The 22,978-nt window shown below is 68.2% G+C and carries 22 protein-coding genes; 10 read left to right on the top strand and 12 right to left on the bottom strand.

Annotation, left to right across the window (positions count from 1 at the left end):
• Positions 1-79: 79 nt before the first annotated feature.
• From ACEN8G_RS14510 to ACEN8G_RS14495, 4 genes are read left to right on the top strand one after another with little or no spacing between them, the layout of a single operon-like run.
• A complete protein-coding gene (locus tag ACEN8G_RS14510; RefSeq protein WP_413740598.1) occupies positions 80-1,870 on the top strand; it encodes an alpha-amylase family glycosyl hydrolase in 1,791 nt (596 codons plus the stop codon).
• Positions 1,867-3,486, top strand: a complete 1,620-nt coding sequence (locus tag ACEN8G_RS14505; RefSeq protein WP_413417521.1) for an alpha-amylase family glycosyl hydrolase — start codon at positions 1,867-1,869, stop codon at positions 3,484-3,486. The genes ACEN8G_RS14510 and ACEN8G_RS14505 overlap by 4 nt, the downstream gene beginning before the upstream one ends.
• 10 nt (positions 3,487-3,496) lie before the next feature.
• Positions 3,497-5,581, top strand: coding sequence for a glycoside hydrolase family 97 protein (locus ACEN8G_RS14500; RefSeq protein WP_413417519.1), 2,085 nt, complete (start codon positions 3,497-3,499; stop codon positions 5,579-5,581).
• Complete coding sequence (locus ACEN8G_RS14495) at positions 5,578-7,041, top strand: MFS transporter (RefSeq protein WP_413417517.1); 1,464 nt, start codon at positions 5,578-5,580, stop codon at positions 7,039-7,041. The genes ACEN8G_RS14500 and ACEN8G_RS14495 overlap by 4 nt, the downstream gene beginning before the upstream one ends.
• Positions 7,042-7,148: 107 nt before the next feature.
• Here the strand turns inward: ACEN8G_RS14495 and ACEN8G_RS14490 are convergent, their stop codons facing one another.
• Both ACEN8G_RS14490 and ACEN8G_RS14485 read right to left on the bottom strand, forming a co-directional pair.
• The gene (locus ACEN8G_RS14490; protein WP_413417515.1) at positions 7,149-8,336 is read right to left on the bottom strand and encodes an MFS transporter; all 1,188 of its coding nucleotides are present in this window, start codon (positions 8,334-8,336) and stop codon (positions 7,149-7,151) included.
• A gap of 17 nt (positions 8,337-8,353) precedes the next feature.
• Positions 8,354-8,635 carry a UBP-type zinc finger domain-containing protein gene (locus ACEN8G_RS14485; RefSeq protein ID WP_246426039.1) on the bottom strand — a complete coding sequence of 94 codons (282 nt, stop codon included), beginning with the start codon at positions 8,633-8,635 and terminating at the stop codon, positions 8,354-8,356.
• A gap of 187 nt (positions 8,636-8,822) precedes the next feature.
• Between ACEN8G_RS14485 and ACEN8G_RS14480 the strand changes: the two genes are divergently transcribed.
• A complete protein-coding gene (locus ACEN8G_RS14480; protein ID WP_413417513.1) occupies positions 8,823-9,338 on the top strand; it encodes a Dps family protein in 516 nt (171 codons plus the stop codon).
• Positions 9,339-9,405: 67 nt separating this feature from the next.
• Here ACEN8G_RS14480 and ACEN8G_RS14475 read toward each other — a convergent pair whose 3' ends face one another.
• The 4 genes from ACEN8G_RS14475 to ACEN8G_RS14460 all read right to left on the bottom strand — a co-directional run bounded on the left by ACEN8G_RS14475 (position 9,406) and on the right by ACEN8G_RS14460 (position 12,053).
• The gene (locus tag ACEN8G_RS14475; RefSeq protein ID WP_413417511.1) at positions 9,406-10,014 is read right to left on the bottom strand and encodes a hypothetical protein; all 609 of its coding nucleotides are present in this window, start codon (positions 10,012-10,014) and stop codon (positions 9,406-9,408) included.
• A gap of 90 nt (positions 10,015-10,104) precedes the next feature.
• The gene (locus tag ACEN8G_RS14470; RefSeq protein ID WP_413417509.1) at positions 10,105-10,941 is read right to left on the bottom strand and encodes an alpha/beta fold hydrolase; all 837 of its coding nucleotides are present in this window, start codon (positions 10,939-10,941) and stop codon (positions 10,105-10,107) included.
• A 187-nt stretch (positions 10,942-11,128) separates the two neighbouring features.
• Complete coding sequence (locus ACEN8G_RS14465) at positions 11,129-11,440, bottom strand: hypothetical protein (RefSeq protein WP_413417507.1); 312 nt, start codon at positions 11,438-11,440, stop codon at positions 11,129-11,131.
• Between the two features lie 34 nt (positions 11,441-11,474).
• The gene (locus tag ACEN8G_RS14460) at positions 11,475-12,053 is read right to left on the bottom strand and encodes an outer membrane protein (RefSeq protein WP_413417505.1); all 579 of its coding nucleotides are present in this window, start codon (positions 12,051-12,053) and stop codon (positions 11,475-11,477) included.
• A gap of 247 nt (positions 12,054-12,300) precedes the next feature.
• Here ACEN8G_RS14460 and ACEN8G_RS14455 point away from each other — a divergent pair, with 247 nt between their 5' ends.
• Complete coding sequence (locus ACEN8G_RS14455; protein WP_413417503.1) at positions 12,301-13,344, top strand: cupin domain-containing protein; 1,044 nt, start codon at positions 12,301-12,303, stop codon at positions 13,342-13,344.
• A 371-nt stretch (positions 13,345-13,715) separates the two neighbouring features.
• Here the strand turns inward: ACEN8G_RS14455 and ACEN8G_RS14450 are convergent, their stop codons facing one another.
• The 5 genes from ACEN8G_RS14450 to ACEN8G_RS14430 form a co-directional block, all read right to left on the bottom strand.
• The gene (locus tag ACEN8G_RS14450; protein ID WP_413417339.1) at positions 13,716-14,084 is read right to left on the bottom strand and encodes a response regulator transcription factor; all 369 of its coding nucleotides are present in this window, start codon (positions 14,082-14,084) and stop codon (positions 13,716-13,718) included.
• Between the two features lie 66 nt (positions 14,085-14,150).
• Positions 14,151-14,807, bottom strand: a complete 657-nt coding sequence (locus tag ACEN8G_RS14445) for a response regulator transcription factor (protein ID WP_413417341.1) — start codon at positions 14,805-14,807, stop codon at positions 14,151-14,153.
• Positions 14,804-16,321 carry a sensor histidine kinase gene (locus ACEN8G_RS14440; RefSeq protein WP_413740597.1) on the bottom strand — a complete coding sequence of 506 codons (1,518 nt, stop codon included), beginning with the start codon at positions 16,319-16,321 and terminating at the stop codon, positions 14,804-14,806. Before ACEN8G_RS14440 ends, ACEN8G_RS14445 begins: the two co-directional genes overlap by 4 nt.
• 80 nt (positions 16,322-16,401) lie before the next feature.
• Positions 16,402-17,055 carry a sensor histidine kinase gene (locus tag ACEN8G_RS14435; RefSeq protein WP_413417343.1) on the bottom strand — a complete coding sequence of 218 codons (654 nt, stop codon included), beginning with the start codon at positions 17,053-17,055 and terminating at the stop codon, positions 16,402-16,404.
• 105 nt (positions 17,056-17,160) lie between these two features.
• Positions 17,161-17,886, bottom strand: a complete 726-nt coding sequence (locus ACEN8G_RS14430; protein ID WP_413417345.1) for a TylF/MycF/NovP-related O-methyltransferase — start codon at positions 17,884-17,886, stop codon at positions 17,161-17,163.
• Between the two features lie 88 nt (positions 17,887-17,974).
• Here ACEN8G_RS14430 and ACEN8G_RS14425 point away from each other — a divergent pair, with 88 nt between their 5' ends.
• Positions 17,975-18,826 (top strand): polysaccharide pyruvyl transferase family protein, encoded by an 852-nt coding sequence (locus tag ACEN8G_RS14425; RefSeq protein ID WP_413417347.1) that lies wholly within the window; start codon positions 17,975-17,977, stop codon positions 18,824-18,826.
• On the opposite strand, the gene ACEN8G_RS14420 is transcribed toward ACEN8G_RS14425, so the two are convergent.
• Entirely contained in the window at positions 18,804-19,577 is a 774-nt protein-coding gene (locus ACEN8G_RS14420) for a 2OG-Fe(II) oxygenase (RefSeq protein ID WP_413417349.1), read from the bottom strand. The two genes, ACEN8G_RS14425 and ACEN8G_RS14420, sit on opposite strands and share 23 nt — an antisense overlap.
• A 132-nt stretch (positions 19,578-19,709) precedes the next feature.
• Here ACEN8G_RS14420 and ACEN8G_RS14415 point away from each other — a divergent pair, with 132 nt between their 5' ends.
• From ACEN8G_RS14415 to ACEN8G_RS14405, 3 genes are read left to right on the top strand one after another with little or no spacing between them, the layout of a single operon-like run.
• Positions 19,710-20,477 carry a hypothetical protein gene (locus ACEN8G_RS14415; protein ID WP_413417351.1) on the top strand — a complete coding sequence of 256 codons (768 nt, stop codon included), beginning with the start codon at positions 19,710-19,712 and terminating at the stop codon, positions 20,475-20,477.
• Positions 20,477-21,511: a glycosyltransferase family 2 protein gene (locus ACEN8G_RS14410; protein WP_413417353.1), complete on the top strand. Its 1,035-nt coding sequence runs from the start codon at positions 20,477-20,479 to the stop codon at positions 21,509-21,511. The genes ACEN8G_RS14415 and ACEN8G_RS14410 overlap by 1 nt, the downstream gene beginning before the upstream one ends.
• Positions 21,508-22,968 (top strand): lipopolysaccharide biosynthesis protein, encoded by a 1,461-nt coding sequence (locus ACEN8G_RS14405; RefSeq protein WP_413417355.1) that lies wholly within the window; start codon positions 21,508-21,510, stop codon positions 22,966-22,968. The genes ACEN8G_RS14410 and ACEN8G_RS14405 overlap by 4 nt, the downstream gene beginning before the upstream one ends.
• Positions 22,969-22,978: the final 10 nt, after the last annotated feature.

Genomic DNA, 22,978 nt, shown 5'->3' with positions numbered 1-22,978 from the left:
ATCGTCATCCCCGCGGAGGCGGGGATCCAGAGTCGCCAAGGGAAGCGCTCTGCCACCCTGGATCCCCGCCTTCGCGGGGATGACGGGGGTATGTGGAAAGCTGGGGGCCCTTGCCCTCCTCGCCGCAACTCCCGCTGCCGCGCAGGACTTCCGCGCCCGCCTGCCCCAGGACGAAGTGATATACTTCGTCCTCCCCGACCGCTTCGCCAATGGCGATCCCTCGAACGACCGTGGTGGCCTCACCGGCGACCGCAGCAGAACCGGCTTCGATCCCAGCGACGCCCGCTATTATCATGGCGGCGACCTCAAGGGCCTGACCCAGAAGCTCCCCTATCTCCAGAAGCTCGGCATCACTGCGATCTGGGTCGCGCCGATCTTCGTGAACAAGCCGGTGCAGGGCGGGCCGGGCCAGCAGAGCGCCGGCTATCACGGCTATTGGATCACCGACTTCACCCATGTCGATCCGCATCTCGGCACCGACGCGGATTTCGCCGCTCTGGTCGCAGCGGCGCATGCGAGGGGCATGAAAGTCTACATGGACATCGTCGTGAACCACACGGCCGACGTTATCCAGTATCGCGAATGCGGCACCTGCGCCTATCGCGGCCGGGCGGACTATCCGTACCAGCGCCGAGGCGGGATGGGCGGCGCACCGATCAACCCGGGCTTCGCCGGCGACGATGTCGCCACTGCGGAGAACTTCGCCAGGCTGACCGATCCGAGCTACGCCTACACCCCCTTCGTCCCCGAGGGCGAGAAGGCGATCAAGCACCCGGCCTGGCTCAACGACCCGATCTACTACCACAATCGCGGCGACTCGACCTTCGCCGGCGAGAGCTCGCTGATGGGCGATTTCGTCGGGCTCGACGACCTGATGACCGAGCATCCGCGCGTGCTCGAGGGGATGGTCGAGATCTATGGCGGCTGGATCGACCGGTTCAAGGTCGACGGCTTCCGTATCGACACCGCAAGGCACGTGAATCCGGAGTTCTGGGCCGCGTTCGTGCCCAAAATGCGCGAACGTGCCGAGGCGAACCGTATCCCGCATTTTCACATCTTCGGCGAAGTCGCCGATCCGGCCGCCCAGGCCGCGCACACGATCACCGCGAAACTGCCCTCGGTCCTCGACTTCGCCTTCCGCCAGGCGCTGCTCGACAGCGTCGCAGGGACCAGGGGCACCGACGTGTTCGAGAAGCTGTTCGACGGCGATGTGCTCTACGCGCAAGGCACTGATACGGCGGCGATTCTGCCGACCTTCTCGGGCAATCACGACAATGGCCGCTTCGCCTTCTTCGTGCGCAAGGCGTTCCCGGAGGCAAGCGAGGCGGAGGTATTGCGGCGCGTGCTGCTCTCCAACGCCCTGCTGCTGACCCTGCGCGGCGTGCCGACCATCTATGCCGGAGACGAGCAGGGATTTTCCGGCGGTTCCAATGACATAGATGCGCGCGAGGACCAGTTCGGCAGCAAGGTCGCGCAGTACAATGCTCGCAAGCTGGTCGGCAGCGACGCTACCACCGCCGCCCCGCGCTTCGACGAGAATGGGCCCATCTTCAAGGAGATAGCGGCACTCGCCCGGCTGCGCACCGCGACGCCCGCACTCACGCGTGGTCGCCAGCTGCTCCGCGCCCGCGAGGACAAGCCCGGCCTGCTCGCCTTCTCGCGCTTCGATCCCGCCACCGGCGCCGAAGTGCTGCTCGCCTTCAACACCTCGACCGAGCCGCTGACCCGTCAGGTGCAAGTCGAAGTGAAATCAATGAATTTCCGTTCCCTCGCCGGAAGCTGCGCGCCTCGCGCCAGCGCCCCCGGCTCCCTGACCATCACCCTGCCACCGCTCGGTTATGCGGTGTGCGCGGCGGAGACCCAGAAGTGACCCAGCTTGCCGCGAAAGCGGAACCCCGTGATGCCCAACCCTGGTGGAAGGGCGCCTCGATCTACCAGATCTACCCGCGCAGCTTCTTCGATTCCAACGGCGACGGCATCGGCGACCTGCCGGGGATTACCCAGCGTCTCGACTATGTCGCGAGCCTGGGCGTCGATGCGATCTGGCTTTCGCCTTTCTTCAAGTCGCCCATGGCCGATTTCGGCTATGACGTGGCGGACTATCGCGACGTCGATCCGATCTTCGGCACGCTCGCCGACTTCGACGCGCTGATCGCCCGCGCCCATGCGCTCGGGCTGCGGGTGCTGATCGACCAGGTCTGGGCCCACACCAGCGACCAGCATCCTTGGTTCGTCGAGAGCCGAGCCAGCCGCGACAATCCCAAGGCCGACTGGTATGTCTGGCACGACGCCAGGCCCGATGGCTCGCCGCCGACCAACTGGCAGTCGGTGTTCGGCGGCCCGGCCTGGACCTGGGACGCGCGCCGCGGCCAATATTACATGCACAATTTCCTCAAGGAGCAGCCGCAGCTCAACTGCCACCTGCCGGAAGTGCAGGAAGAGCTGCTCGCGATCACGCGCTTCTGGCTCGATCGCGGGGTGGACGGCTTCCGCATCGATGCGATCAACTTCTCGATGCACGACCCGGAATTTCGTGACAATCCGCCGGCGCCGGATTCGAACACGCCTCGTACGCGGCCGTTCGACTTCCAGTTGCATATCTACAACCAGAGCCATGCGGACATTCCGCCGTTCCTCGAGCGGCTGCGCGAGGTGTTCGACGAATATCCCGATCGCTTCACCGTCGCCGAAGTGGGCGGTGCGGATGCGGACCGCGAGATGAAGCTGTTCACCGCCGGCAACAACCGGCTCAACACCGCCTATGGCTTCGACTTCCTCTACGCGTCGCAACTGACTGGATCGGCGGTGCGCGAGGCACTGGAGAACTGGCCCTCGGGCGGCAGCTGGCCGAGCTGGGCGTTCGAGAACCATGACGCCCCGCGCGCCGTCTCGCGCTGGGCCGCGCCCGAGCAGGCCGATGCATTCGCGCGGATGAAGATGCTGCTGCTCGCGGCGCTGCGCGGCAATATCTTCCTCTACTATGGCGAGGAACTGGGCCTCGACCAGGTCGATATCCCGTTCGAGGACCTGCAGGATCCCGAGGCGATCGCCAACTGGCCGCGCACCCTCTCCCGCGACGGCGCCCGCACGCCGATGCCCTGGGAAGCGGACGCGCCGCAGCTCGGCTTCACCAGTGGCAAGCCCTGGCTGCCGGTCGGCCCCAACCACGCCCGGCTGGCGATCGATGCGCAGAATGCCGATGCCGGCTCGCTGCTCGCCTGGACCCGCCAGGTGCTGGCGCTCCGCAACGGCTCGCCCGCGCTGCGGACCGGCGACATCGCCTTTCTCGACACGCCGGGCGGACTGCTCGCCTTCGAGCGCGAAGGCGAGGGCGAGCGCTTGCTCTGCCTGTTCAATCTGGGCGACACTGCGCAGCAATTCACGCCGGCGGATGCCGGGCAGTGGCGCCCGCTGCTCTCGACCGGCGAGGTCTCCGACTGGACCTTCGCCCCCTATTCCGGGTTGATCGCCCGCACCGAAGCTTGAGGAGTACCCCATGAAACTCGCCCCCCTCGCGCTGGCGCTCGCCACCTTCAGCTTCGTACCGCCCGCGCTGGCGCAGGACGACCTGTCGCAGAAGCTGGAAGGCAATGCGGTTGCCCGTGCGGCGTCGCCCGACGGCAAGATCTCCGTCACGATCAGCATCGATGGCGAGGGCAGGGCGAGCTACGCCGTCCAGCGCGCGGGCAAGCCGCTGCTCACCGACAGCCGCCTCGGCTTCCTGTTCACCGATGCCCCGAAGCTGGACCGGGGCATGCGCGTGGTCGAAGTGAAGCGCGACAAGTCGGATACGACATGGGCGCAGCCCTTCGGTGAATGGTCGACGATCCGCGACAACCACACCGAGATGACGATCCGCCTGCAGGAGAAGTCCGATCTCAAGCGCGAGATGGACGTCACCTTCCGGATCTTCGACGACGGCGTCGGCTTCCGCTACACGCTGCCGGCCCAGGCCAATCTCAAGCACGCCAACATCGCCGACGAGCTGACCGAGTTCGCCTTTGCCGGGCCGGGCACCGCCTGGTGGAAGCCGGCCTATCTGTGGAACCGCGAGGAATATCTCTACAACAAGACCCCGCTCGACGCGGTCGGCACCGCGCAGACGGTGATGACGGTCAAGCTCGCCGACGGCACCCATGTCGCGCTGCACGAGGCGGCGCTGGTCGACTATGCCGCGATGAACCTGCAGCGGGCCGAGGGGAACAGCTTCAAGGCCTCGCTCACCCCGGGCGCCGGCGCTCCCAAGGTCTCGCGCGATGCAGGCTTCTCGACGCCGTGGCGCACCATCGCGATCGCCGATGACGCTGCTGGCCTCTACGCCGCCAGCCGGATGACACTGAACCTCAACGAGCCGAACAAGCTCGGCGATGTCTCCTGGATCAAGCCGGGCAAGTTCGTCGGCGTGTGGTGGAACATGATCAAGGGCGAATGGACCTGGTCGCGTGGGCCCAAGCACGGCGCCACCACCGCGCATGTGAAGCAGTATATCGATTTCGCCGCCGCCAATGGCATCCCCGGTGTGCTGGTCGAGGGCTGGAATGTCGGTTGGGACGGCAACTGGTTCGGCAACGGCAAGGACATGAACTTCGACCAGCCGACCGAGGATTTCGACGCCGCCGAGCTGGCGCGCTATTCCAAGGCCAAGGGCGTGTACCTGATCGGCCATAACGAGACCGGCGGCTCCGCCAGCCATTATGACGGCCAGCTCGACCGTGCGTTCAAATATGCGCAGGATCATGGAATCCCGGTGGTGAAGACCGGCTATGTCACCGATGCCGGCCAGATCGAGCGCGTCGACCCGGACGGCTCGCAGCACCGCGAATGGCATGAGAGCCAGTGGATGGTGAACCACCATCTGCGTGTGGTGGAGACCGCCGCCAAGTACCATGTCTCGATCGACAGCCACGAGCCGGTCAAGGACACGGGTCTCCGCCGCACCTACCCGAACTGGGTGGCACGCGAGGGCGGCCGCGGCATGGAATACAACGCCTGGGAGGGCGGCAAGAACCCGCCCGAGCATGAGGCCAACATGGTCTTCACCCAGTTGCTCGGCGGCCCGATGGACTTCACCCCGGGCGTGCTGAGCCTCAGCGGCTCGAACGGGTCGGCGATCAAGTCGACCATCGCCAAGCAGCTCGGCCTGTACGTCGTGCTCTACTCGCCAGTGGTGATGGCTGCCGATACGCCCGAGAACTACGCCAAGTATCCGCGCGAGATGAAGTTCATCCGCGACGTGCCGACCGACTGGAGCGACACCCGCGTGCTGAACGGCGAAGTCGGCGACTATGCGACGATCGTCCGCAAGGCCAAGGGCAGCGACGACTGGTATCTCGGCGCCGTCGGTGACGAGGAGGCACGCAGCTCGACCGTGACGCTCGACTTCCTCGACGCGGGCAAGACCTACACCGCCGAGATCTATCGCGACGGCCCGGGTGCCGATTACCGCACCGATGCGCGTCACTCGATCACGATCGAGACGAAGCAGGTGAAGAAAGGCGACACGCTCAGCATCGCGCTGGCGCCGGGTGGCGGCGAGGCGATCCGCTTCGTCGCCCCGGGCAAGAAGGCTCGCCGCCGGTGAGCAAGGCAGGGGGGCGACCACGCCAGGGATTTGCCGGGCTGTGGAACATCAGCTTCGGCTTCCTGGGCATCCAGATCGGTTTCGCGCTGCAGAACGCGAACATGAGCCGCGTCTTCCAGTCGCTGGGCGAGAGCATCGACAATCTCCCCCTGCTGTGGATCGCCGCCCCGCTGACCGGCCTGCTCGTCCAGCCGGTCATCGGCCATTATTCGGACCGGACCTGGGGCCGGTTCGGTAGGCGGCGCCCCTATTTCCTCGCCGGTGCGGTGCTGGCGACGCTGGCGCTGATCGGCATGCCCAATGCGCCGGTGCTGCTTGTCGCGGCGCTGCTGCTCTGGGTGCTCGACGCTTCGCTCAACGTCTCGATGGAGCCGTTCCGCGCATTCGTCGGCGACATGCTCGACAAGGAGCAGCACACGGCGGGCTATGCGATCCAGACCGCCTTCATCGGCGCGGGCGCGGTTATCGGGTCGGCGACGCCGTTCCTGCTCGACCATTTCGGCGTGTCGAACGTCGCGCCGAATGGCGGCCTGCCCGATACGGTGCGCTGGAGCTTCTACCTGGGCGGCGCGGCGCTGCTGCTGGCGGTGCTGTGGACGGTGTTCACCACCCGCGAATATTCGCCGGAGGAGATCGCGGCGTTCGATGGCCCTGTCGAAGCGCTGCCCCCGCCGCCGCCGGCCACCATCGGCGCGGGCGTGCCCTGGCTGATCGCCGGCATCGCACTCTGTACGCTGGTCTTCGCTACCGGGCTCGAGAAAGAGCTGTACCTGCTCGCCGGCCTGCTTGCCGCATTCGGTATTGCCCGGATGATCACGGCGGTGACCCATGCCGGCATCCTCGGCGACCTGATGGGCGATTTCTCCGGGATGCCGCCGCTGATGAAGCGGCTTGCGCTCGTCCAGTTCTTCAGCTGGTCGGCGCTGTTCATCATGTGGGTCTATACCACGCCGGTGGTCGCCCAATATGTCTTCCACGCGCCGGACACCACCGGTGCCCTTTACAATGAAGCCGGTAACTGGGTCGGCATCCTCCTCGCCGCCCAGAACGCCGTCGCGACCCTGGCGGCGCTGTTCCTGCTGCGCCCGCTCGCTCGCCGCTTCGGCAAGACGCGGACCCATGCGATTGCGCTGGGGCTCGGCGCGCTCGGCTATGCGAGCTTCCTGGTGATCCGTGACGCCAATGCGCTGCTGCTCGCCGAGATCGGCATCGGCATTGCCTGGGCCTCGATCCTCGCCATGCCCTATGCGATCCTCGCCTCGTCGCTGCCCCAGGCCAAGCTCGGCGTATATATGGGCCTGTTCAACGTCTTCATCGTCATCCCGCAGCTGCTGGTGGCGACGGTGATCGGCACGGTGATGCGGCACGTCTTCCCGGGCCAGCCGATCTGGACGATGGCGATTGCTGCGGCGGTGATGGCGCTGGCGGCGCTGGCTACGCTGCGGGTGCGGGAAGCTTAACTTAACATCCCCGCGAAGGCGGGGATCCAGAGTCAGGAAGGACGTCGCTCCGTTACCCTGGATCCCCGCCTTCGCGGGGATGACGGGAGTGTTTGGGGAGAGGGCTTTTAGTGCGGCTGCCGGTGCGTGAACTGGATCAGCACCGCCACCGCCGCGAACGCCGCGCCGAGCGCCGACACCGCGCTCCAGCCGCCGACCGACCAGGCCCAGGTCGCCGCGCCCGAGCCGGCCGCGCCGCCGACGAACATCGCGCCCATGAAGATGGTGTTGAGCCGGGCCCGCGCCTCGGGCCGCAGCGCGAAGACGATGTGCTGGTGCGAAACCAGCGCGCCCTGCACGCCGAAGTCGAGCAGGATCACGCCGATCACCATGCCGGCGATCGAGGCCCAGAGCCCGGTGAAGGCCCAGCCCACGAGGACGCAGACCGCGCCGAGCAGGATTACCGGCCGCGGTCCCTTTCGGTCGGCGATGCGGCCGGCAATGGGCGCGGCGAGCACGCCCACCGCGCCGATCACGCCGAACAGGCCGGCCACCTCGGAGCCGAGCCCGAAGGCCGGCTCCTGCAGCCGCAGCGCCAGGATCGTCCAGAAGCCGCTGAACGCCGCGAACAGCAGGCCCTGGGTGATCGCCGCGTGGCGGAGCGCGCCGAACTCGCGCCACAGCCCGCCGAGCGAGCGGAGCAGCTGGGGATAGCGCAGCTCCGAGTCCGGAGCGCTGTGCGGCAGCATCAGCGCCATTACGCCGCCCGCGGCGAGCGCCAGCGGCACGCCCAGCCAGAACATCTCGCGCCAGCCGGCATGGGCGGCGACGAAGCCCGCCAGCGTCCTGCTGAGCAGGATGCCGCAGAGCAGGCCGGCCATGACGGTGCCGACCACGGCGCCGCGCTTCTCGGGCGGGGCGAGGTGCGCGGCCAGCGGCACGATCTGCTGCGCCACCGTCGCGGCGAAGCCCACCGCGACCGATGCCGCGATGATCATCGCCGCGCTCGGCGCGATGGCGCCCAGCGCCAGCGCGCCTGCCAGCACGACGAACTGGATCGCGATCAGCCGCTTGCGTTCGACCAGGTCGCCGAGCGGCACCAGCAGGAACAGGCCCAGCGCATAGCCGATCTGGGTCGCGGTCGGCACCAGCACCGTGGCGTTGCCGGGCAGGTCGCGCTGCATCACGCCCAGCATCGGCTGGTTGTAGTAGATGTTGGCGACCGCGATGCCCGCCGCGGCGGCCATGGCGAAGATCAGCGGACGGCCGAGCGCGTCCGGTGCCGCGGTAGCGGCCTGGGGGGCGGTGCTGCTCATGAATGTCTCCGAGGGGATCAATAGTAGCGCGGGATCGGCCCCAGCTGGGGTGTCTGGTCGGGCAGATCAACCACCACTTCGTCGACATAGCACCAGCCCCAGCCCTCGGGCGGGTCATAGCCTTCGATGATCGGGTGGCGCGTCGCGTGGAAATGCGCGGTGGCATGGCGGTGCGGGCTCTGGTCGCAGCAGCCGACATGGCCGCAGGCGCGGCACAGGCGGAGGTGGAGCCATTCGCTGCCGATCTTCAGGCATTCCTCGCAGCCGCGGGCGCTGGGCGTGACTTCGTTGACGGTCATCACGTGCCGGCATTCCATGGTCGCGCCCTTTCGATATGTCCCACCGCTTTCTCGCAGCTGCGAAGGCGGCGGCCAATCATACGAAGATGTTGTGCCCAGGTCTGTCCCCAAGGGACCAAACCATGGTTTGGGTTGGCGCGCCCGCGGCACCTCCCGATCTCCCGCTCGACTTCCAAGGAGACCGGAAATGACCTTCATCACCGCCGCCGAGCGCAAGCTGGGCACGCTGACCGACCTCGGCGAGAGCGCCACCCGCGACATCTCGGCCGGGCTCAAGAAGCTGCTCGCCGACGTGTTCGCGCTCTATCTCAAGACCAAGAACTTCCACTGGCACATGAGCGGCCCGAACTTCCGCGACTATCACCTGATGCTCGACGAGCAGGGCGACCAGATCTTCGCGATGACCGATGTGATCGCCGAGCGTGCCCGCAAGATCGGCGGCACCACGATCCGCTCGATCTCGGACATCGCCGGCAACCAGCGGCTGCTCGACAACAACGAGGCCTATGTCGATCCGCAGGACATGCTCGCCGAGCTGCATGGCGACAACAAGCAGCTGGTCGCCGCGCTGCGCCGCGTGCACGAGCTGTGCGACGCCTATTCGGACGTCGCGACGACGAGCCTGCTCGAAGTGTGGATAGACGAGAGCGAACGCCGCGCCTGGTTCCTCTACGAGGCCTGCCGCACGCCCGAGATGGTGTAAGCGGCTTCGTTCGCCTCACGGCACGAAGGGCCGCCCGCGCAAGCCGGCGGCCTTTTGTGCGTGCGCATCAGAGCGGCTTGCCGTCCTTGTCGAGTATCTCCATCCGGTAGGAGCAGCCATAGAGCGTCTTGCCCGGATGGCTGGTCGCGTTGGAGATGCTGCGCGCCACCACCATGTGGGTGCCGAATTCCTCGCCCTTCGCGGGCTCGGTCTTCTCCGAAACGATCCGTTCGCCCAGGAACTTGCGGAACTTCATCTCCGCCGCGACCTCCGCATAGCGCTTGCCGCTCGTGCGGGCTAGGTCCTCGATCATCGGGTCGGGGTCCATCGCGTTCGGGACGTTCTCCCCGCGCGCGATAACCGCCGGGTCGGCGACGTCGAGGATCGCCAGGATCGCGTTGGCGGAAAAGGCGATCCGGGTGGTGCGATAGCTGCCGGCGACCGTGATCGGGCTGGGCAGTTCATACTCGCTCAGGAACGGATTGGCCGAATCGATCTTCTTCCAGTGGCGCGCCTGGGCGATGCCGTCCGCCTCGCCCAGCGACAGGGCGAAGCCGTTATAGTCGGGCACGGAGATGCGGCACTCGATCGCGTCCGTCTCGCTGATCCGGGCCGGATCGGGCGCCTCCTGGAGCGGGAGGAGGGCGAGGGCGGAAAGGGCAAGCAGGGGAACCATGCCGCCCGCATAGCAGCGATCGATCCGCCGGATAAGGAAAAGGGCCCGTCCCCGCAGGACGGACCCTTCCCATTGGAGCCCTGAGGAGCTTCAGGCCTTGATGAACGCCAGCAGGTCGGCGTTGATCACATCGGCATGGGTGGTCAGCATGCCGTGCGGATAGCCTTCGTAGATCTTGAGCTGGGCGTTCGGGATCAGCTCGGCCTGGACCAGCGCGGCTTCCTTGTAGGGCACGACCTGGTCGTCATCGCCCTGCAGCACCAAAGTCGGCACGGTGATCGCCTTCAGGTCCTCGGTCTGGTCGGTCTCCGAAAAGGCCTTGATGCCGAGATAATGGGCATTGGCCGCGCCCATCATGCCCTGGCGCCACCAGTTGCGGATCACGCCCTCCGAGACGGCCGCGCCCTCGCGGTTGAAGCCGTAGAAGGGGCCCGAGGCGAAATCGAGGAAGAACTGGGCGCGGTTGGCGGCGAGGCCGGCGCGGATCCCGTCGAACACTTCGATTGGCAGGCCGTTCGGATAGGCTTCGGTCTTGAGCATGATCGGCGGCACGGCACTGACCAGCACCGCCTTGGCGACGCGGCCCTGGGGCTGGCCGTGGCGCGCGACATAGGCCGCGACTTCGCCGCCGCCGGTCGAGTGGCCGATATGCACGGCACCCCGCAGGTCGAGATGCTCGGCGACGGCCGAGGCATCGGCGGCGTAGTGCGCCATGTCATGGCCCTCGCTCACCTGCGCCGAGCGGCCGTGGCCGCGGCGGTCATGCGCGACGACGCGGAAGCCCTGGGCGAGGAAGAACAGCATCTGGCCGTCCCAGTCGTCCGACGACAGCGGCCAGCCATGGTGGAAGACGATCGGCTGGGCGTCCTTGGGGCCCCAGTCCTTGTAGAAGATCTCGGTGCCGTCCTGGGTGGTGATGGTAGCCATGTCGAATACTCCAGCGTCAGAGATTGGGCGAAGCCGGGGCGGGGAACCCCGGCCGGCGCAATCGATATCGGACATGGCGAAAGTGACGGCCATCATACGCTAGTTTCGGTTGCGCGACGAGCAGACGCGAAAGCGCGCCGGAAGCCCTGGGCCGCCGGCGCGCCGCGCGTTCCGCCTGTGCGTCAGGTCACTGGCGCTGGCGGCAATTGTCCTCACGACCGGGCTTGCAGGCCGGATAGGCCTTGAGCGGCGCCGGTGCCGGATAGGCCTGGCTGGGGGTCAGCGCCTGCGGCACGAACACCACCTGGGTGGTCGGCGTGACGGGGCCCGAGAAGGGCGAGCTGGCCGGCTGGTAGCCACCCGGCGTCTCCTCGGCGCGGAAGCCGCTGGCGTCGGTGAAGATGCGGGCATCCTGGGGGGCGTTCTGCGGCACGTCCTGTGCCTGGGCAATGCCGGTGCCGAGCGCGAACAGGGCCGCGGCGATCATCATCTGCTTCATGGTTTGCTCCTTGCTTGGGGGATTGGGGAGGGGGTCAGAAGCGCAGGCCGACGCCGGCGAGCAGCTGGTTCTGGTGGATGCTGCTCGACCAGTGCGAGTAGCGATACTCGCCCGAGACATAGACGTTGCGGGTCACTGCATATTCGGCACCCGCGCCGATCCGGTAGCCGCTGCGGTTGTCGGCGCTGTCCATGTCGCCCGCGCCGGCATTCTCGATCCGGTCGGAGAAGCGGGCATTGGTATAGCCGCCCTTGCCGTAGAGGAGCAGCGAAGGAGCCGCGACATAGCCGATGCGCACGCCGGCATAGAGGTCGCGGTCCGAACGCTCGCAGTCCCTGCCGCCCGTGGTGATCGCGCGGCATTCCTTCTGGGTGGAGTCCGAGACTTCGATCTCGGGGCCGAAGCGGAGGTTTCCGGCGGCAACGTCATAGCCGAGCGTCGCGCCATAGGTGAAGCCGTCCCCACCCGCGCGGTGCTCGCCGCCGACCCGGCTCCAGCCGCCTTCGACGCCGATGCGCGGGCCCGTGAAGCGCGTCGAGTCCTGCGCCATCGCCGGCACCGCAAAGGCGGCCGAGGCGAGGATGGCGAGGGTGGCGTGCTTGATCATTCCCATTTCAAATTCCTCCAAAACCGTGGTTGGCACGGCGGAGATAGGGGAGCGAAACGCGGGTGTTCAGAAATACGATGGTTTGCATAAACCATTGTATTAATGAGTTTTGATGGCGGGGCGGCCCGCCGCCTGCCCCGATCCAAACCAAGGTTTGCCCTACCTTGATAGGGGGTGGGAGCCGGTGCCTCGCAGCCTAGCTCTGGCGCTCCGGTCGCGCGTGAGGCGCGGCCAATGTCCCAGGAGGAAGACCATGGCCGCATCCCGGCATGTCCGTTCGCTGCTCCACGCCGTCCCCGCCTATGAAGGCGATCTCGGCTCGGCCCGGCGCCTAACTGCCGACGAGTTCCCGCTGCTCAGGCGGATAGCGATGAAGCGGCTGGTGATCGCCCCCGGCGCGATCCGCGAGCCGCACTGGCACGCCAATGCCGACGAGCTGGCCTATTGCCTGTCCGGCGAGCTGCTCGTCTCGGTGTTCGACAATGCCGATGTCTTCGGCCGCTTCACCATCTCCGCCGGCGAGATGTTCCACATCGCCACCGGCTCGCTCCATACGATCGAGAATGTCGGCGACGCCGAGGCCGAGCTGATCATCGTGTTCAGCAACGAGCGACCCGAGGACTTCACCCTGCAGGCCGCGTTCGGCGCGATGAGCGACGCGGTGCTCGGCAACACCTTCACCCTGCCGGCCGCGGACTTCGCCCCGATCCGCCGCGACACGTCGAGCGCGCGCTATCTGGTCAAGCGCACCGGTCCGGTCGAAGTGCCGGAATCGGCCGCCTTCCCCGATCCGCACAAGTTCAGCGTCGCCACCCAGACCCCGCCGATCGACTTCCCCTATGGCACCGCCCAGCTCGCCCGCGCGCAATTCTGGCCGGCGCTGAAGCATTTGGCGATGTACTCGATCGACGTGCGCGAGAACGGCATGCGCGAGCCGCACTGGCATCCCAACACGGCCGAGATGGGCTATGTCCACAAGGGCCGCGCCCGCATGTCGATCCTCGACCCGGACGGCAGCGTCGACACCTATCTGCTCGAGCCCGGCGACGCCTATTTCATCCCGCGCTCCTATCCGCACCAGATCGAGGTGCTGGGCGAGGACGACATCCATTTCCTGGTGTTCTTCGACCAGCCCATGCCCGAGGATGTCGGCTATCGCGCGGCGGTCTCGTCCTTCTCGAGCGAAGTGCTGGCGGCGACCTTCGGCATGGGGCCGGACGCGATGCCGGCGCTGCCGGTCACGCCGGTCGATCCGCTGATCGTGTCGCGGGTGAATCCGCTCGATCCGGTGGAGTGAGGTGAATCTCCCTCTCCCCCTCGGGGGAGAGGGTCGGGGAGAGGGGAGTGTGTCCTGAATCGCAAGCGACGGGGAAGCGGCGAAGTCATGCCCCTCTCCCCAACCCTCTCCCCTGAAGGGGAGAGGGAGAAGATCGCTCCCGCCCAATTCCGTCATCCCGGTGAAAGCCGGGATCTCGGGAGATGGCGCGGGGAAGGAGCCGCATGAGATCCCGACTTTCGCCGGGATGACGGACGGGCTGTTGATGTGGGGAGGCGAGGTACTTGCACTCCCGCCCCTTTTTCAGCGCTCCTGCGAAAGCAGGAGCCCAGGGTAGCGAAGTACCGGACAACCCTGGGTTCCTGCTTTCGCAGGAACACGGCGTAGCGGGGTTAGGCCGCCCCCTCGATCGCTTCGAGCAGCAGGTCCGCGTCGATCGGCTTGGTCAGGAACGCCCGCGCCCCGGCGCCCAGCGCCTGGCTCTGCGAGGCGGGAGTAGGAAACGCGGTCATCACGATCATCTCGCAGGCGCAGCCGCGTCGGCCGATCTCGGCCTGCAGCTCGAGCCCGGTCATCCCCGGCATGTGCAGGTCGGTGATGATCCAGCCGAAGCGCGCGGGATCGTCGGCGAGCAGCGCCTCGGCGCTCTCGAACGACACGCTGGCAAGGCCCGCCGAACGCAGCAGGCTGTTGAGGCTTCCCCTTATGCCGGGGTCGTCATCGACGACCGCGACAAGCGGGGCGGGAGACAGGTCGGTCACGCTGGTTACTCGAATAGCTCTATGGACTACCCATTTGGGCTAGTCGGCCCACACACGCCATCATACTCAGATGTTAAACCGCTGGACCTTCGCGTCGCGCACGCCGAGCAGTTCGGCCATGCGGACCAGGTCGGCGAGCGACTGCGCCTCCATCTTGCGCATCACATTGCCGCGGTGGATCTTCACCGTGATCTCGGACAGTTCCATCTTAGCCGCGACCTGCTTGTTCATCAGCCCGGCGACGACCAGCCCCAGCACTTCCCGTTCCCGGGGCGTGAGCCGGGCATAGCAGTCCTTCAGCCTGGCATCGCTCTGCGCGCCCGCCTGGCGCTCGCGGTCCTTCGCCAGCGCGGTGGCGACGGCGGCGAGCATCTGGTCGTCGCTGAACGGCTTGGGCAGGAAGTCGACCGCGCCCATCTTCATGCCGCGCACCGTCATCGGGATGTCGCCATGCCCGGTGATCAGGATCACGGGGATGTCCTTGCCCTCGGCCGCCAGCCGCTCCTGGAAGTCGAGCCCGTTGGTGCCGGGCAGGCGCACGTCGAGCACCAGGCAGGCCGGGCCCTCGGGCGGGCCGGCGATCAGGAACGCCTCGGGGCTGTCGTGCAGCGCCACCGCCAGCCCCGCCGAGCGGAACAGGCTGTCGAGCGAGCCGCGGATCTCCGCATCGTCGTCGATCACGCAGACGCAGCCGTCGAGGATGGTCTCAAGCACATCGGTCATGCCGCACTCTCCAACTGGCCGGCCAGGGGCAGGCGGAAACTGAACACCGCGCCGCCTTCGGGATGATTGGCGGCCCCCAATGTACCGCCATGGCTCTCGATGATCGAGCGGCAGATCGACAGGCCCATGCCCATGCCGTCCGCCTTGGTGGTGAAGAAGGGGCTGAACAGGCTCTCGGGCTCCACCGCGATGCCGCTGCCGCTGTCGCGGACATGGACGGCGACGCCCCCGGCCTCGGTCACCACCTCGACGCGGAGGATCCGCGCGTCGGGCGCCACCTGGGCCATGGCCTGCTCGGCATTGAGCATCAGGTTCATCAGCACCTGCTGCATCTGCACCCGGTCGCCGGTCAGCGGGGGCAGGGCGTCGGGGATCGTCACCGCGACGGTGACGTCATGGGTATTGAGGTCGCGGCGAAGCAGCTCCACCGTCTCGGCGACCAGCGATCCCAGGTCGATCGCGTCCTGGCGCGGATCGGCGCGCCTTGCGAGCGCGCGGATGCGGGCGATGACATCGGCGGCGCGGGTGCCGTTCGACACGACATGGTCGAGGCAGTCGGCCACTTCCGCCGCATCGGGCGCCTCGCGCGCCAGCCAGCGCTTGCCCGACTTGGCATAGGTGATCAGCGCCGAGAGCGGCTGGTTGACCTCGTGCGCGATCGACGCGGCGAGCTGGCCGAGCGTGGTGATCCGCGAGACATGGGTGAGCTGCGCCTGGGCCTGGGCGAGCCGGGCATGGGTCTGGTTCCGCTCGGTCACGTCGAGCGCCATCACCAGCACCTGCTTCCATTCCTTGCGGTGCGGCGGGAGCGTCACGCGCAGCAGTACGTCGACCGGCTCGCCCTGGGCGGTGACGAAGCGGGTCTCCTCCTCGATCTCGGTCTGGCCGGCGATCATCGCCTGGAGGATGCGGCCCAGCGTCGCCTCGGCAGCCGGCGTGTGGAAGGGCAGCAGCGTGCCGCCGACCAGCTCCTCGCGCCGGGTGAGACCGAACAGCGCGGCGGCGGCGTTGTTGGCGTCGCCGATCACGGCGGTGCGCGCAGCCAGGTCGATCGCCTCGGCATCGGGGGTTCGCCCGTCCTGCAGCATCGCGAAGGCCTGCGACCAGTCACCTTCCCAGATCGGGAAGCCGGCGGCGTTGAAGATCGTGCGGTAGCGCTGGTCGGCGATGCGGCGATGCTCGGCCGCCACCTGGTGCCGCACCGAGACCAGGGTGGTGACCGCGATCGCGACCAGGCTCACCGCCAGCCGCACCGCGGGCGAACCGAGCGGCTCGCCGTCATGGCTGATGAAATAGCCGGCCACCGCCAGCAGCGCGCAGACGAACCCGGCGGACAGGGTCAGCTCGCGCGAATGCGCCCGCGTCGCGAGCAGCAGGACGGTGGTGTAGAGCACCGCCACCGCGCCCTGGAGCGGGCTCAGCACGTCGAGCGCGAAGATGCCGAGCGCGAGCAGCACCGTCGCCACCGACTGTGCCTGCGCCGCCAATCGCCGTCGCTCGGCTTCGTGTCCCATCTCGCCCTCTTGCATCGATCCGTCGGAATCGGACCAGTACAGAAGGCTGAACGACTTGCGTATGCCCTGCAACATGAAGCTCAACGGGCACCCACAAAGAGCAGGCAGCGGGTACCCGGCTGGGCATCGTGATAGCTGCAGCGGGCGCCGAGCCGCGTCGCCATCAGTTCGATCAGCCGGCTGCCGAAGCCGGTGCCGCGGATCGTGTCGGGCAGCCGCCCGCGCCCGCGGTCCGACACCTCGACCAGGTAGCCGCCCACCGGCAGGCTGCGCAGCATCACCCGCACCTTGCCCGGCGCGCCGGGGGCATAGGCATATTTGAACGCGTTGGTGACGAGCTCGGAGACGATGATCCCGATCGAGGTCGCCTCGTCCGAGCGGACCGAGACTGCGGTGGCATCGACCAGCACCGGCCGCCCGGTCGCGCTTGCCTCCAGGTCGGCGGCCAGGCTCTCGAGATAGGCGCGCAGGTCGACCGTCCGGCTCTCATGCGCCTGGTAGAGCTGGCGGTGGACGCTGGCGACCGCGGCGATGCGGCGCTGGGTCATGTCGAGCGCCGCCTGCGCCGCCGGGTCGGCGATGCCGCGCGCCTCGACCGAGACCATCGCCGAGAGCAGCTGCAGGCTGTTGGCGATGCGGTGGTTCATCTCGTCCGTCTCGCTCACCTGGCGGGCGGCGGGCAGGATTTCGATCGTCGTGCCGCTGTCGGCAACCGGGTTGGCCATGTCGAGCATCGGACCGTCCTCCGAGGGAATTTCTGCAAGGAGAAATCCCGCATCCGCCGGCCCGGCGGTATCATACGCTCGTTTAGGGTAGGCTGGCCGGGCAGCTGGAGAACATCATTGCCGGACGATGTGCACCCGGGTCCTGCGGATCGCCGCAAAGGCCGGATTGCCCTTCAGGAACTCGTCGACCGCCAGCTTGCATCCCGATTTGAAGTCGTAATCGTCCACCACCATCACGCCGCCCGAGGCCAGGCGCGGGGCGATCCGCTCGAGGCAGGTGCGCACCGATTCATAGCGGTCGCAGTCGATATGGGCGAGGGCGACCGGCTCGTCGCCGTCGAGCGTATCCTGCACCAGCCCCTTCACGAAGCGTATCCGGTTCCGCTCGGGCGGCAGGCCATAGCGGCGGAAGGTCGCGACGATCGTGTCGAGCAGGCCGTCGACATAGCCATAATAGGGCCGGGAGCCGATGCCGCCCGATCGGCCGCTGGCGATCTCGTCCCAGCGGCGATGCACGTCCGGGCCGTCCTTCGCGCTCGGACCCGGCGGCATGCCGAACACGTCGAAGACCAGCAGCTCGCGGTCCGGCGCCTTGGCCGCGGCCATCACCAGCGCGGAGCCGCCGCTGCCGCAGCCGGCCTCCAGGATCACGCCCGCCACGTCCTCGCGGTCAACCCGGCGGACTTCGTCGTGCAGCTCGGTCAGCGTGTCCCCGCCGCTATAGCTGAGCTGGTCCCACACCACCCGCCGCACCGCCGCCGGCTCGCGCCAGCCGCGCAGCACCAGCCGGGCACCGCGGCGCAGGCCATTCGGAAACTTCTCGCGAAATCGATCTAACACCTTGATCCTCGGCAGGTTGGGCCCGAAAGCAGCGGCGCGCCGGGCCGGCCGCCATGGCGCAATTGGGGGCATGATGGAATTCGGAATCTTGCAGCACGAAACCGATAACCTCGGGGACGAGATCCAGACGATCGCGGCGCGCCGGTTCATGCCGCGGGTCGATCACCTGGTGCCGCGCGAGGCGAGCGACCGTGCGATCGCCGGCAATGGGCCGATCCGGCTGATCCTCAACGGCTGGTTCATGCACCAGCCCCGCGCCTGGCCGCCCCACGCGCGGATTGAGCCGCTGTTCGTCTCCTTCCATGTCACCCATTCCGGCGGGCTGCGCCGCCTGCTCACCCGCACGCGTCCGCGCGACCTGATCCTCGGCCGCCATCTCGCCTATCTGAAGGCGCACGAGCCGATCGGCGCGCGCGACCGGGATACGCTGGCGGCGCTGCGGGCGAAGGGCGTCGATGCCTATTATTCCGGCTGCCTGACGCTCACCCTGCCGCCGCGCGACGTACCGAAGACGGGCGAGGTCATCGCGGTCGACCTTTCCGAGGCGATGCTCGCCGAGCTCGAGCGCCGGATCGGCCGCAAGCCTGTGATCGTCACGCACAATGCCGAAGGCGGCCTCGACCATGACGCGCGGGTGCAGCAGGCCGAGGCGCTGCTCGACCGCTACGCCGGCGCGGCCTGCGTCGTCACCACGCGCCTGCACTGCGCACTGCCCTGCCTGGCGCTCGGCACCCCGGTGCTGTTCGTCAACAAGGGCGATGCCAACAGCCGTGTCCAGCCCGCGCTCGACCTTGCCCGGAACTGCACCGCGGCCGAATTCCTGGCCGGGGAGGGTGGCTATGACCCGCTCGACCCGCCGCCCAATCCGGACGATTTCCGCCCGCTCGCCGCGGCGATGGAGGCGCAGTGCGAGGCGTTTATCGCTGGATCTGCCGCCTGACCGCCTTCTCGACGCGGTCCTGAAGCGCTTCCCAGCGCGTCGGCTGCGGCCCCGCGCCGCCCTGCCACAGGTCCCGCGTGCTCGACACGGTCACCTGCACGAAGTTGCGCGGCGCGCGCTGGCGGCGGATCGGCGACACCGAATGGACCGACGCCTCGTTGCACGGGAACACGACCATCCGGTTGTGCTTCGGGCGCACCGCCAGCGTCTCGTCCCCGGCGCCGTGCAGCACCAGGTCGCCGCCGGCCATGGCATTCTCCTCGGCGTCGCAGAAATAGATCAGCAGCGAGATCGCCCGGCGGCGATGGTCGAGGTGCGGGCGGCGGCGATAGCCGGCCAGGCCCTGCATGATGTCCAGCCGCACCCACAGCTTGTCGGCCTCCAGGTCATGGCCGGTCAGCTCGAGTTTCTGCTTGTCCTCGCGATTCTCGAGGAAGGGCACATAGCTGGCGTCCGACAGGTCGACGATCGTCTCGTCGCGGAACACTTCCGGGAACGCCGCGAGGCAGGCGCGGATGAATTCGTCCGAATGGAAGCGCTCGAACATGGCCCGCCAGCTCGGGTCGTTCTCGACCAGCTGGTCATATTCGGCATCGCCCCAGAACAGCGTGTAGCCGGTCGGGCCGGTATTGGCCGGGCATTTCGGGAAGGAATCGCGCAGGCGCGCATAGAGATCGGGCTCGAGCCAGTCGTCGACCAGGATATGGTCGAAGGGCGCCTTGCGGACCTGGTTGAACTGGAAGTCGAACACAATCGATGCCCCGTATCGTAAAGATGAACGTCCTCAACCCCGGAACCGAATCGATGTCAATTCGACAGGAGCGAGCTTGAGGCCGCTGGGCCTTCGTGCAATGTGAACATGGGGTTAGGCAATGGGGTTCCTGTGTCGGTCGAATGTGTTGCGCTGTGGGTCGGGGGGCATCTCGGCCCCGTCGAACGAGCCTGCCTGCGCTCGGCGCTGCGCCACGACCATGCTGTAACCCTCTATCATTACGAGCCCGTCACCGGCGTTCCGGAGGGCGTCGTGCTGCGTGACGGCGCCGCGATCGTCCCCGCCGAGCGGATGATCCGCCACCAGAGCGGCAGCCTCGCGCTCTTCTCCGACCTGTTCCGCTTCGAGCTTCAGCGCCGCGATCTCGGCACCTGGATCGATTGCGACATGTATTTCCTGGGCCCGCTCGACCCGGCACAGTCCTATGTGTTCGGCCGCGAGGACGACCGTTTCATCAACACCGGCGTGCTCCGAATCCCCGGCGATTCGCCGCTGCTCGCCGACCTGATCGGCATCTTCGACCAGCGCGAGATTCCCTTCTGGCTGCCGCTGCGCCACCGCGCGCTCGCCTGGCTGCGGCGCGCGCTGACCGGCCGCACCATGGTGGAGCGCATGCCCTGGGGCGCGGCCGGGCCCAAGGCGCTGACCGCGCTCGCCGCCCGGCACGGCGTCGCCAGGCTCGCCCTGCCGGTCCAAGCCTTCTGCCCGGTCAGCTACCGCGATGCGCGCTGGATCCTCGATCCGTCGGTTGCGTTGGAGGACAAGGTCGGGCCGGAGACGGTGGCGGTCCATCTGTGGAACGATCGCATCGCTGCCTTCAAGAACCTGCCCGCACCTCCGGGGAGCTTCCTTGCCCGGTTGCAGGAAGAGGGCAGCTAGTGTCGCGACCCAGTGTCAGTGTCGTGATGCCGGTGCACAACGCGCTCCCCTATCTGGACGAGAGCGTCGAGAGCATCCTCGCGCAGAGCTTCGCCGATTTCGAGTTCGTGATCGGCGACAATGGCTCGGTCGACGGCACGACCGAGCGGCTCGAATATTGGGCGCAGCGCGATCCGCGCATCCGGCTGTTCCACAATCCGCGCCGCCTCGGCCCCGCCGGCAGCTCGAACTGGGTGGTCGAGCAGTCCCGGGGCGAGCTCGTCGCGCGGATGGACGCCGACGACATCGCCCATCCCGAACGGCTGCTCCGCCAGGTCCGCGCGATGGAGCGCCGGCCCGATGCCTGCCTGATCGGCACGCTGTTCGACACGATCGACGAGGCCGGCCGCCCCGTGCGCCCGCCGGCCTATTTCCGCGTCGGCGGCATCTCGCCCACCCCGGCCTTCTGCCACCCGACGATCCTGCTGCGCCGCACCGCCTTCGATCGCGTCGGCGGTTACCGCGCCGAAGCCGATTATTGGGAGGACACCGATCTCTACTGGCGGCTGGCCGGCGAGGGGCGGCTCTTCGTCCTGCCCGAGAATCTGATGACCGTGCGCCACTCGACCAGCAGCAGCCGGGGCGAGGCGCGGCTGCGCGAAGTCGATGCGGCGGTCGACGATTTCTGCCGCTCGCTCATCGCCTATCGCGCGGGCAGCGACCCGGCCGAGCTGCCGCTGCCGGCGCCCCGCCAGGCAGGCGCACCGCGCAAGCTGCTGCCGCTCACCTTCGCCTATCGCGCCGCGGTGCCGGTCTGGGCGGGCAAGCGCCCCGATGTCGCGCGGCGCATGGCCGGCAGGATCGACCTGCGCTTCGATTTCCGGTCGCTGCTCGCGGGCGCCTCGATCCTGTGGGGCACGCTCGCGCCGCGATCGATGCGCTGGTTCCTGGTGACGATGATCCGGCTGCGCAACGCCCGCACCGGCAAGGTGCCGGCCGAGCTGGTCGAGTGGCAGCCCCGTCCGGCGCAGGGCGGGCGCGGGGAGGCGGCGTGAGCGGCGCGGGCGGGCGCTTCGATCCGCGGCGCCTGCTCCGCACCTCCGCGCTTCCCTTCGCAATCGCCAATTCGGTGGCGGGCGTCGCCGCGATCGGATCGGTCTTCCTCTTCACCCGCCTGCTCACCCCGCACGACTATGGCGTCTACGCCTCGGCCATCGCCGCGGTGCTGCTGCTCCAGAACCTCGCCTTCTTCTGGCTGCAGAGCGCCGCGCTCCGCCTCCACAGCCGGATCGGCATCGACCGGGACGCGGCGCAGTTCGGTTCGGCGATCCGCGCGAGCTACCTGCTCTGCGCCGGTTTCGCCTCGCTCGCCTGGATCTGTATCGCCGCCTGGCTGCTCGCCTCGGCCGGCGTGGCGGTGATGCTGCTCGGCTGGCTGCTGCTCGTGCTGCGCGGCTGGCTGACTCTCGCCAATGCCTGGAACCGCGGCCATCATCGCGACTGGCGCTATGCCGCCAGCGAAGTCGCCGCCTCGGGGGGAGGGCTGCTGCTCGGCGCCGCCGCGGTCTGGCTGCACCCGGCCGATCCCAGCGCGCCTTTGCTCGGCGCCGTGGCGGCGGCTGCGCTGGCTGCGCTGCTTACCCCCGGCCTCGCGTTCGGCCCGGTGCGGCTGCGTGCGTCGGCGGAGCAGGTCCGCGCCTTCTGGCGCTATGGCGCACCGCTCGCCCTGGTCTCGCTCACCGCGACGATGCTCGCGCTGTCCGACCGGTTGCTGCTCGCCGGCCTGCTGGGGCCGGTCGCGGTCGGCGCCTATAGCGTCGGCTATGCGCTGGCCGAGCGCCCGCTCAACCTGATCCTCCAGCCGATCGGGCTTGCCTCCAAGCCGAGGCTCTACAAGGCCTATGAGGCCGAGGGTTTCGCCGCCGCGCGCCCGCTGCTCGCGCGCGATGCCCGCTGGTTCATGCTGCTCGGCTTCCCGGTCACCGCCACGCTGATCGCGGCGCCGCACCGGATCGCCACGATTCTGGTCGGCCCGGCCCTGTCGGCGATGGCCGCCCAGGTCATGCCCTGGGTCGCGATCGGCTCGCTCCTCTCCTGCCTGACGGTGCTCCACTTCGCGCTCGCCTTCCAGCTCTCGAAGAAGACCGGCTGGACCATCGCCGCCATCGCCCCCGCCGCGCTGGTCAATCTGGTCGCCAACCTGGTCCTGATCCCGCGCTACGGCTTCATCGCCGCGGCCTGGACGACCGCCGGCTGCTATGCGCTCGCGCTGGTGCTGATGATCCTGCTCGGCCGGCGGCATCTGCAGGTGCCGTTCCCGCCGGGCACCTTGCTGTGCGCCGGCCTGTCGAGCCTGGCGCTTGCCGCGTTCCTGCGCAGCTCCGACTGGGCCGGGCTGCTCGGCCTGGTCGAGATGGTGGCCGGCGGCGCGGCCGTCTATGCGGCGTGCCTGGGGCTTACCCTCGGGGGCGGATCTTGGCTAAGGGGACGGACCCGTCCGGCTGCGGGGTAGGGCGTATCGA

It is taken from the genome of Sphingomonas sp. Sphisp66, assembly GCF_047324325.1.
Classification (GTDB): Bacteria; Pseudomonadota; Alphaproteobacteria; order Sphingomonadales; family Sphingomonadaceae; genus Sphingomonas.
The sequence above is the reverse complement of the archived record's forward strand: the minus strand, read 5'-3'. Positions and strand labels throughout refer to the sequence as shown.

Excerpts from the sequence above, each read along its gene's own strand:
- ACEN8G_RS14490 (WP_413417515.1), bottom strand. The coding sequence starts at position 8,336 with ATGAGCAGCACCGCCCCCCAGGCCGCTACCGCGGCACCGGACGCGCTC.
- ACEN8G_RS14445 (WP_413417341.1), bottom strand. The coding sequence starts at position 14,807 with ATGACCGATGTGCTTGAGACCATCCTCGACGGCTGCGTCTGCGTGATC.
- ACEN8G_RS14510 (WP_413740598.1), top strand. The coding sequence starts at position 80 with ATGACGGGGGTATGTGGAAAGCTGGGGGCCCTTGCCCTCCTCGCCGCA.
- ACEN8G_RS14435 (WP_413417343.1), bottom strand. The coding sequence starts at position 17,055 with ATGCTCGACATGGCCAACCCGGTTGCCGACAGCGGCACGACGATCGAA.
- ACEN8G_RS14465 (WP_413417507.1), bottom strand. The coding sequence starts at position 11,440 with ATGAAGCAGATGATGATCGCCGCGGCCCTGTTCGCGCTCGGCACCGGC.
- ACEN8G_RS14440 (WP_413740597.1), bottom strand. The coding sequence starts at position 16,321 with ATGGGACACGAAGCCGAGCGACGGCGATTGGCGGCGCAGGCACAGTCG.
- ACEN8G_RS14500 (WP_413417519.1), top strand. The coding sequence starts at position 3,497 with ATGAAACTCGCCCCCCTCGCGCTGGCGCTCGCCACCTTCAGCTTCGTA.
- ACEN8G_RS14460 (WP_413417505.1), bottom strand. The coding sequence starts at position 12,053 with ATGGGAATGATCAAGCACGCCACCCTCGCCATCCTCGCCTCGGCCGCC.
- ACEN8G_RS14455 (WP_413417503.1), top strand. The coding sequence starts at position 12,301 with ATGGCCGCATCCCGGCATGTCCGTTCGCTGCTCCACGCCGTCCCCGCC.
- ACEN8G_RS14485 (WP_246426039.1), bottom strand. The coding sequence starts at position 8,635 with ATGACCGTCAACGAAGTCACGCCCAGCGCCCGCGGCTGCGAGGAATGC.
- ACEN8G_RS14475 (WP_413417511.1), bottom strand. The coding sequence starts at position 10,014 with ATGGTTCCCCTGCTTGCCCTTTCCGCCCTCGCCCTCCTCCCGCTCCAG.
- ACEN8G_RS14480 (WP_413417513.1), top strand. The coding sequence starts at position 8,823 with ATGACCTTCATCACCGCCGCCGAGCGCAAGCTGGGCACGCTGACCGAC.
- ACEN8G_RS14470 (WP_413417509.1), bottom strand. The coding sequence starts at position 10,941 with ATGGCTACCATCACCACCCAGGACGGCACCGAGATCTTCTACAAGGAC.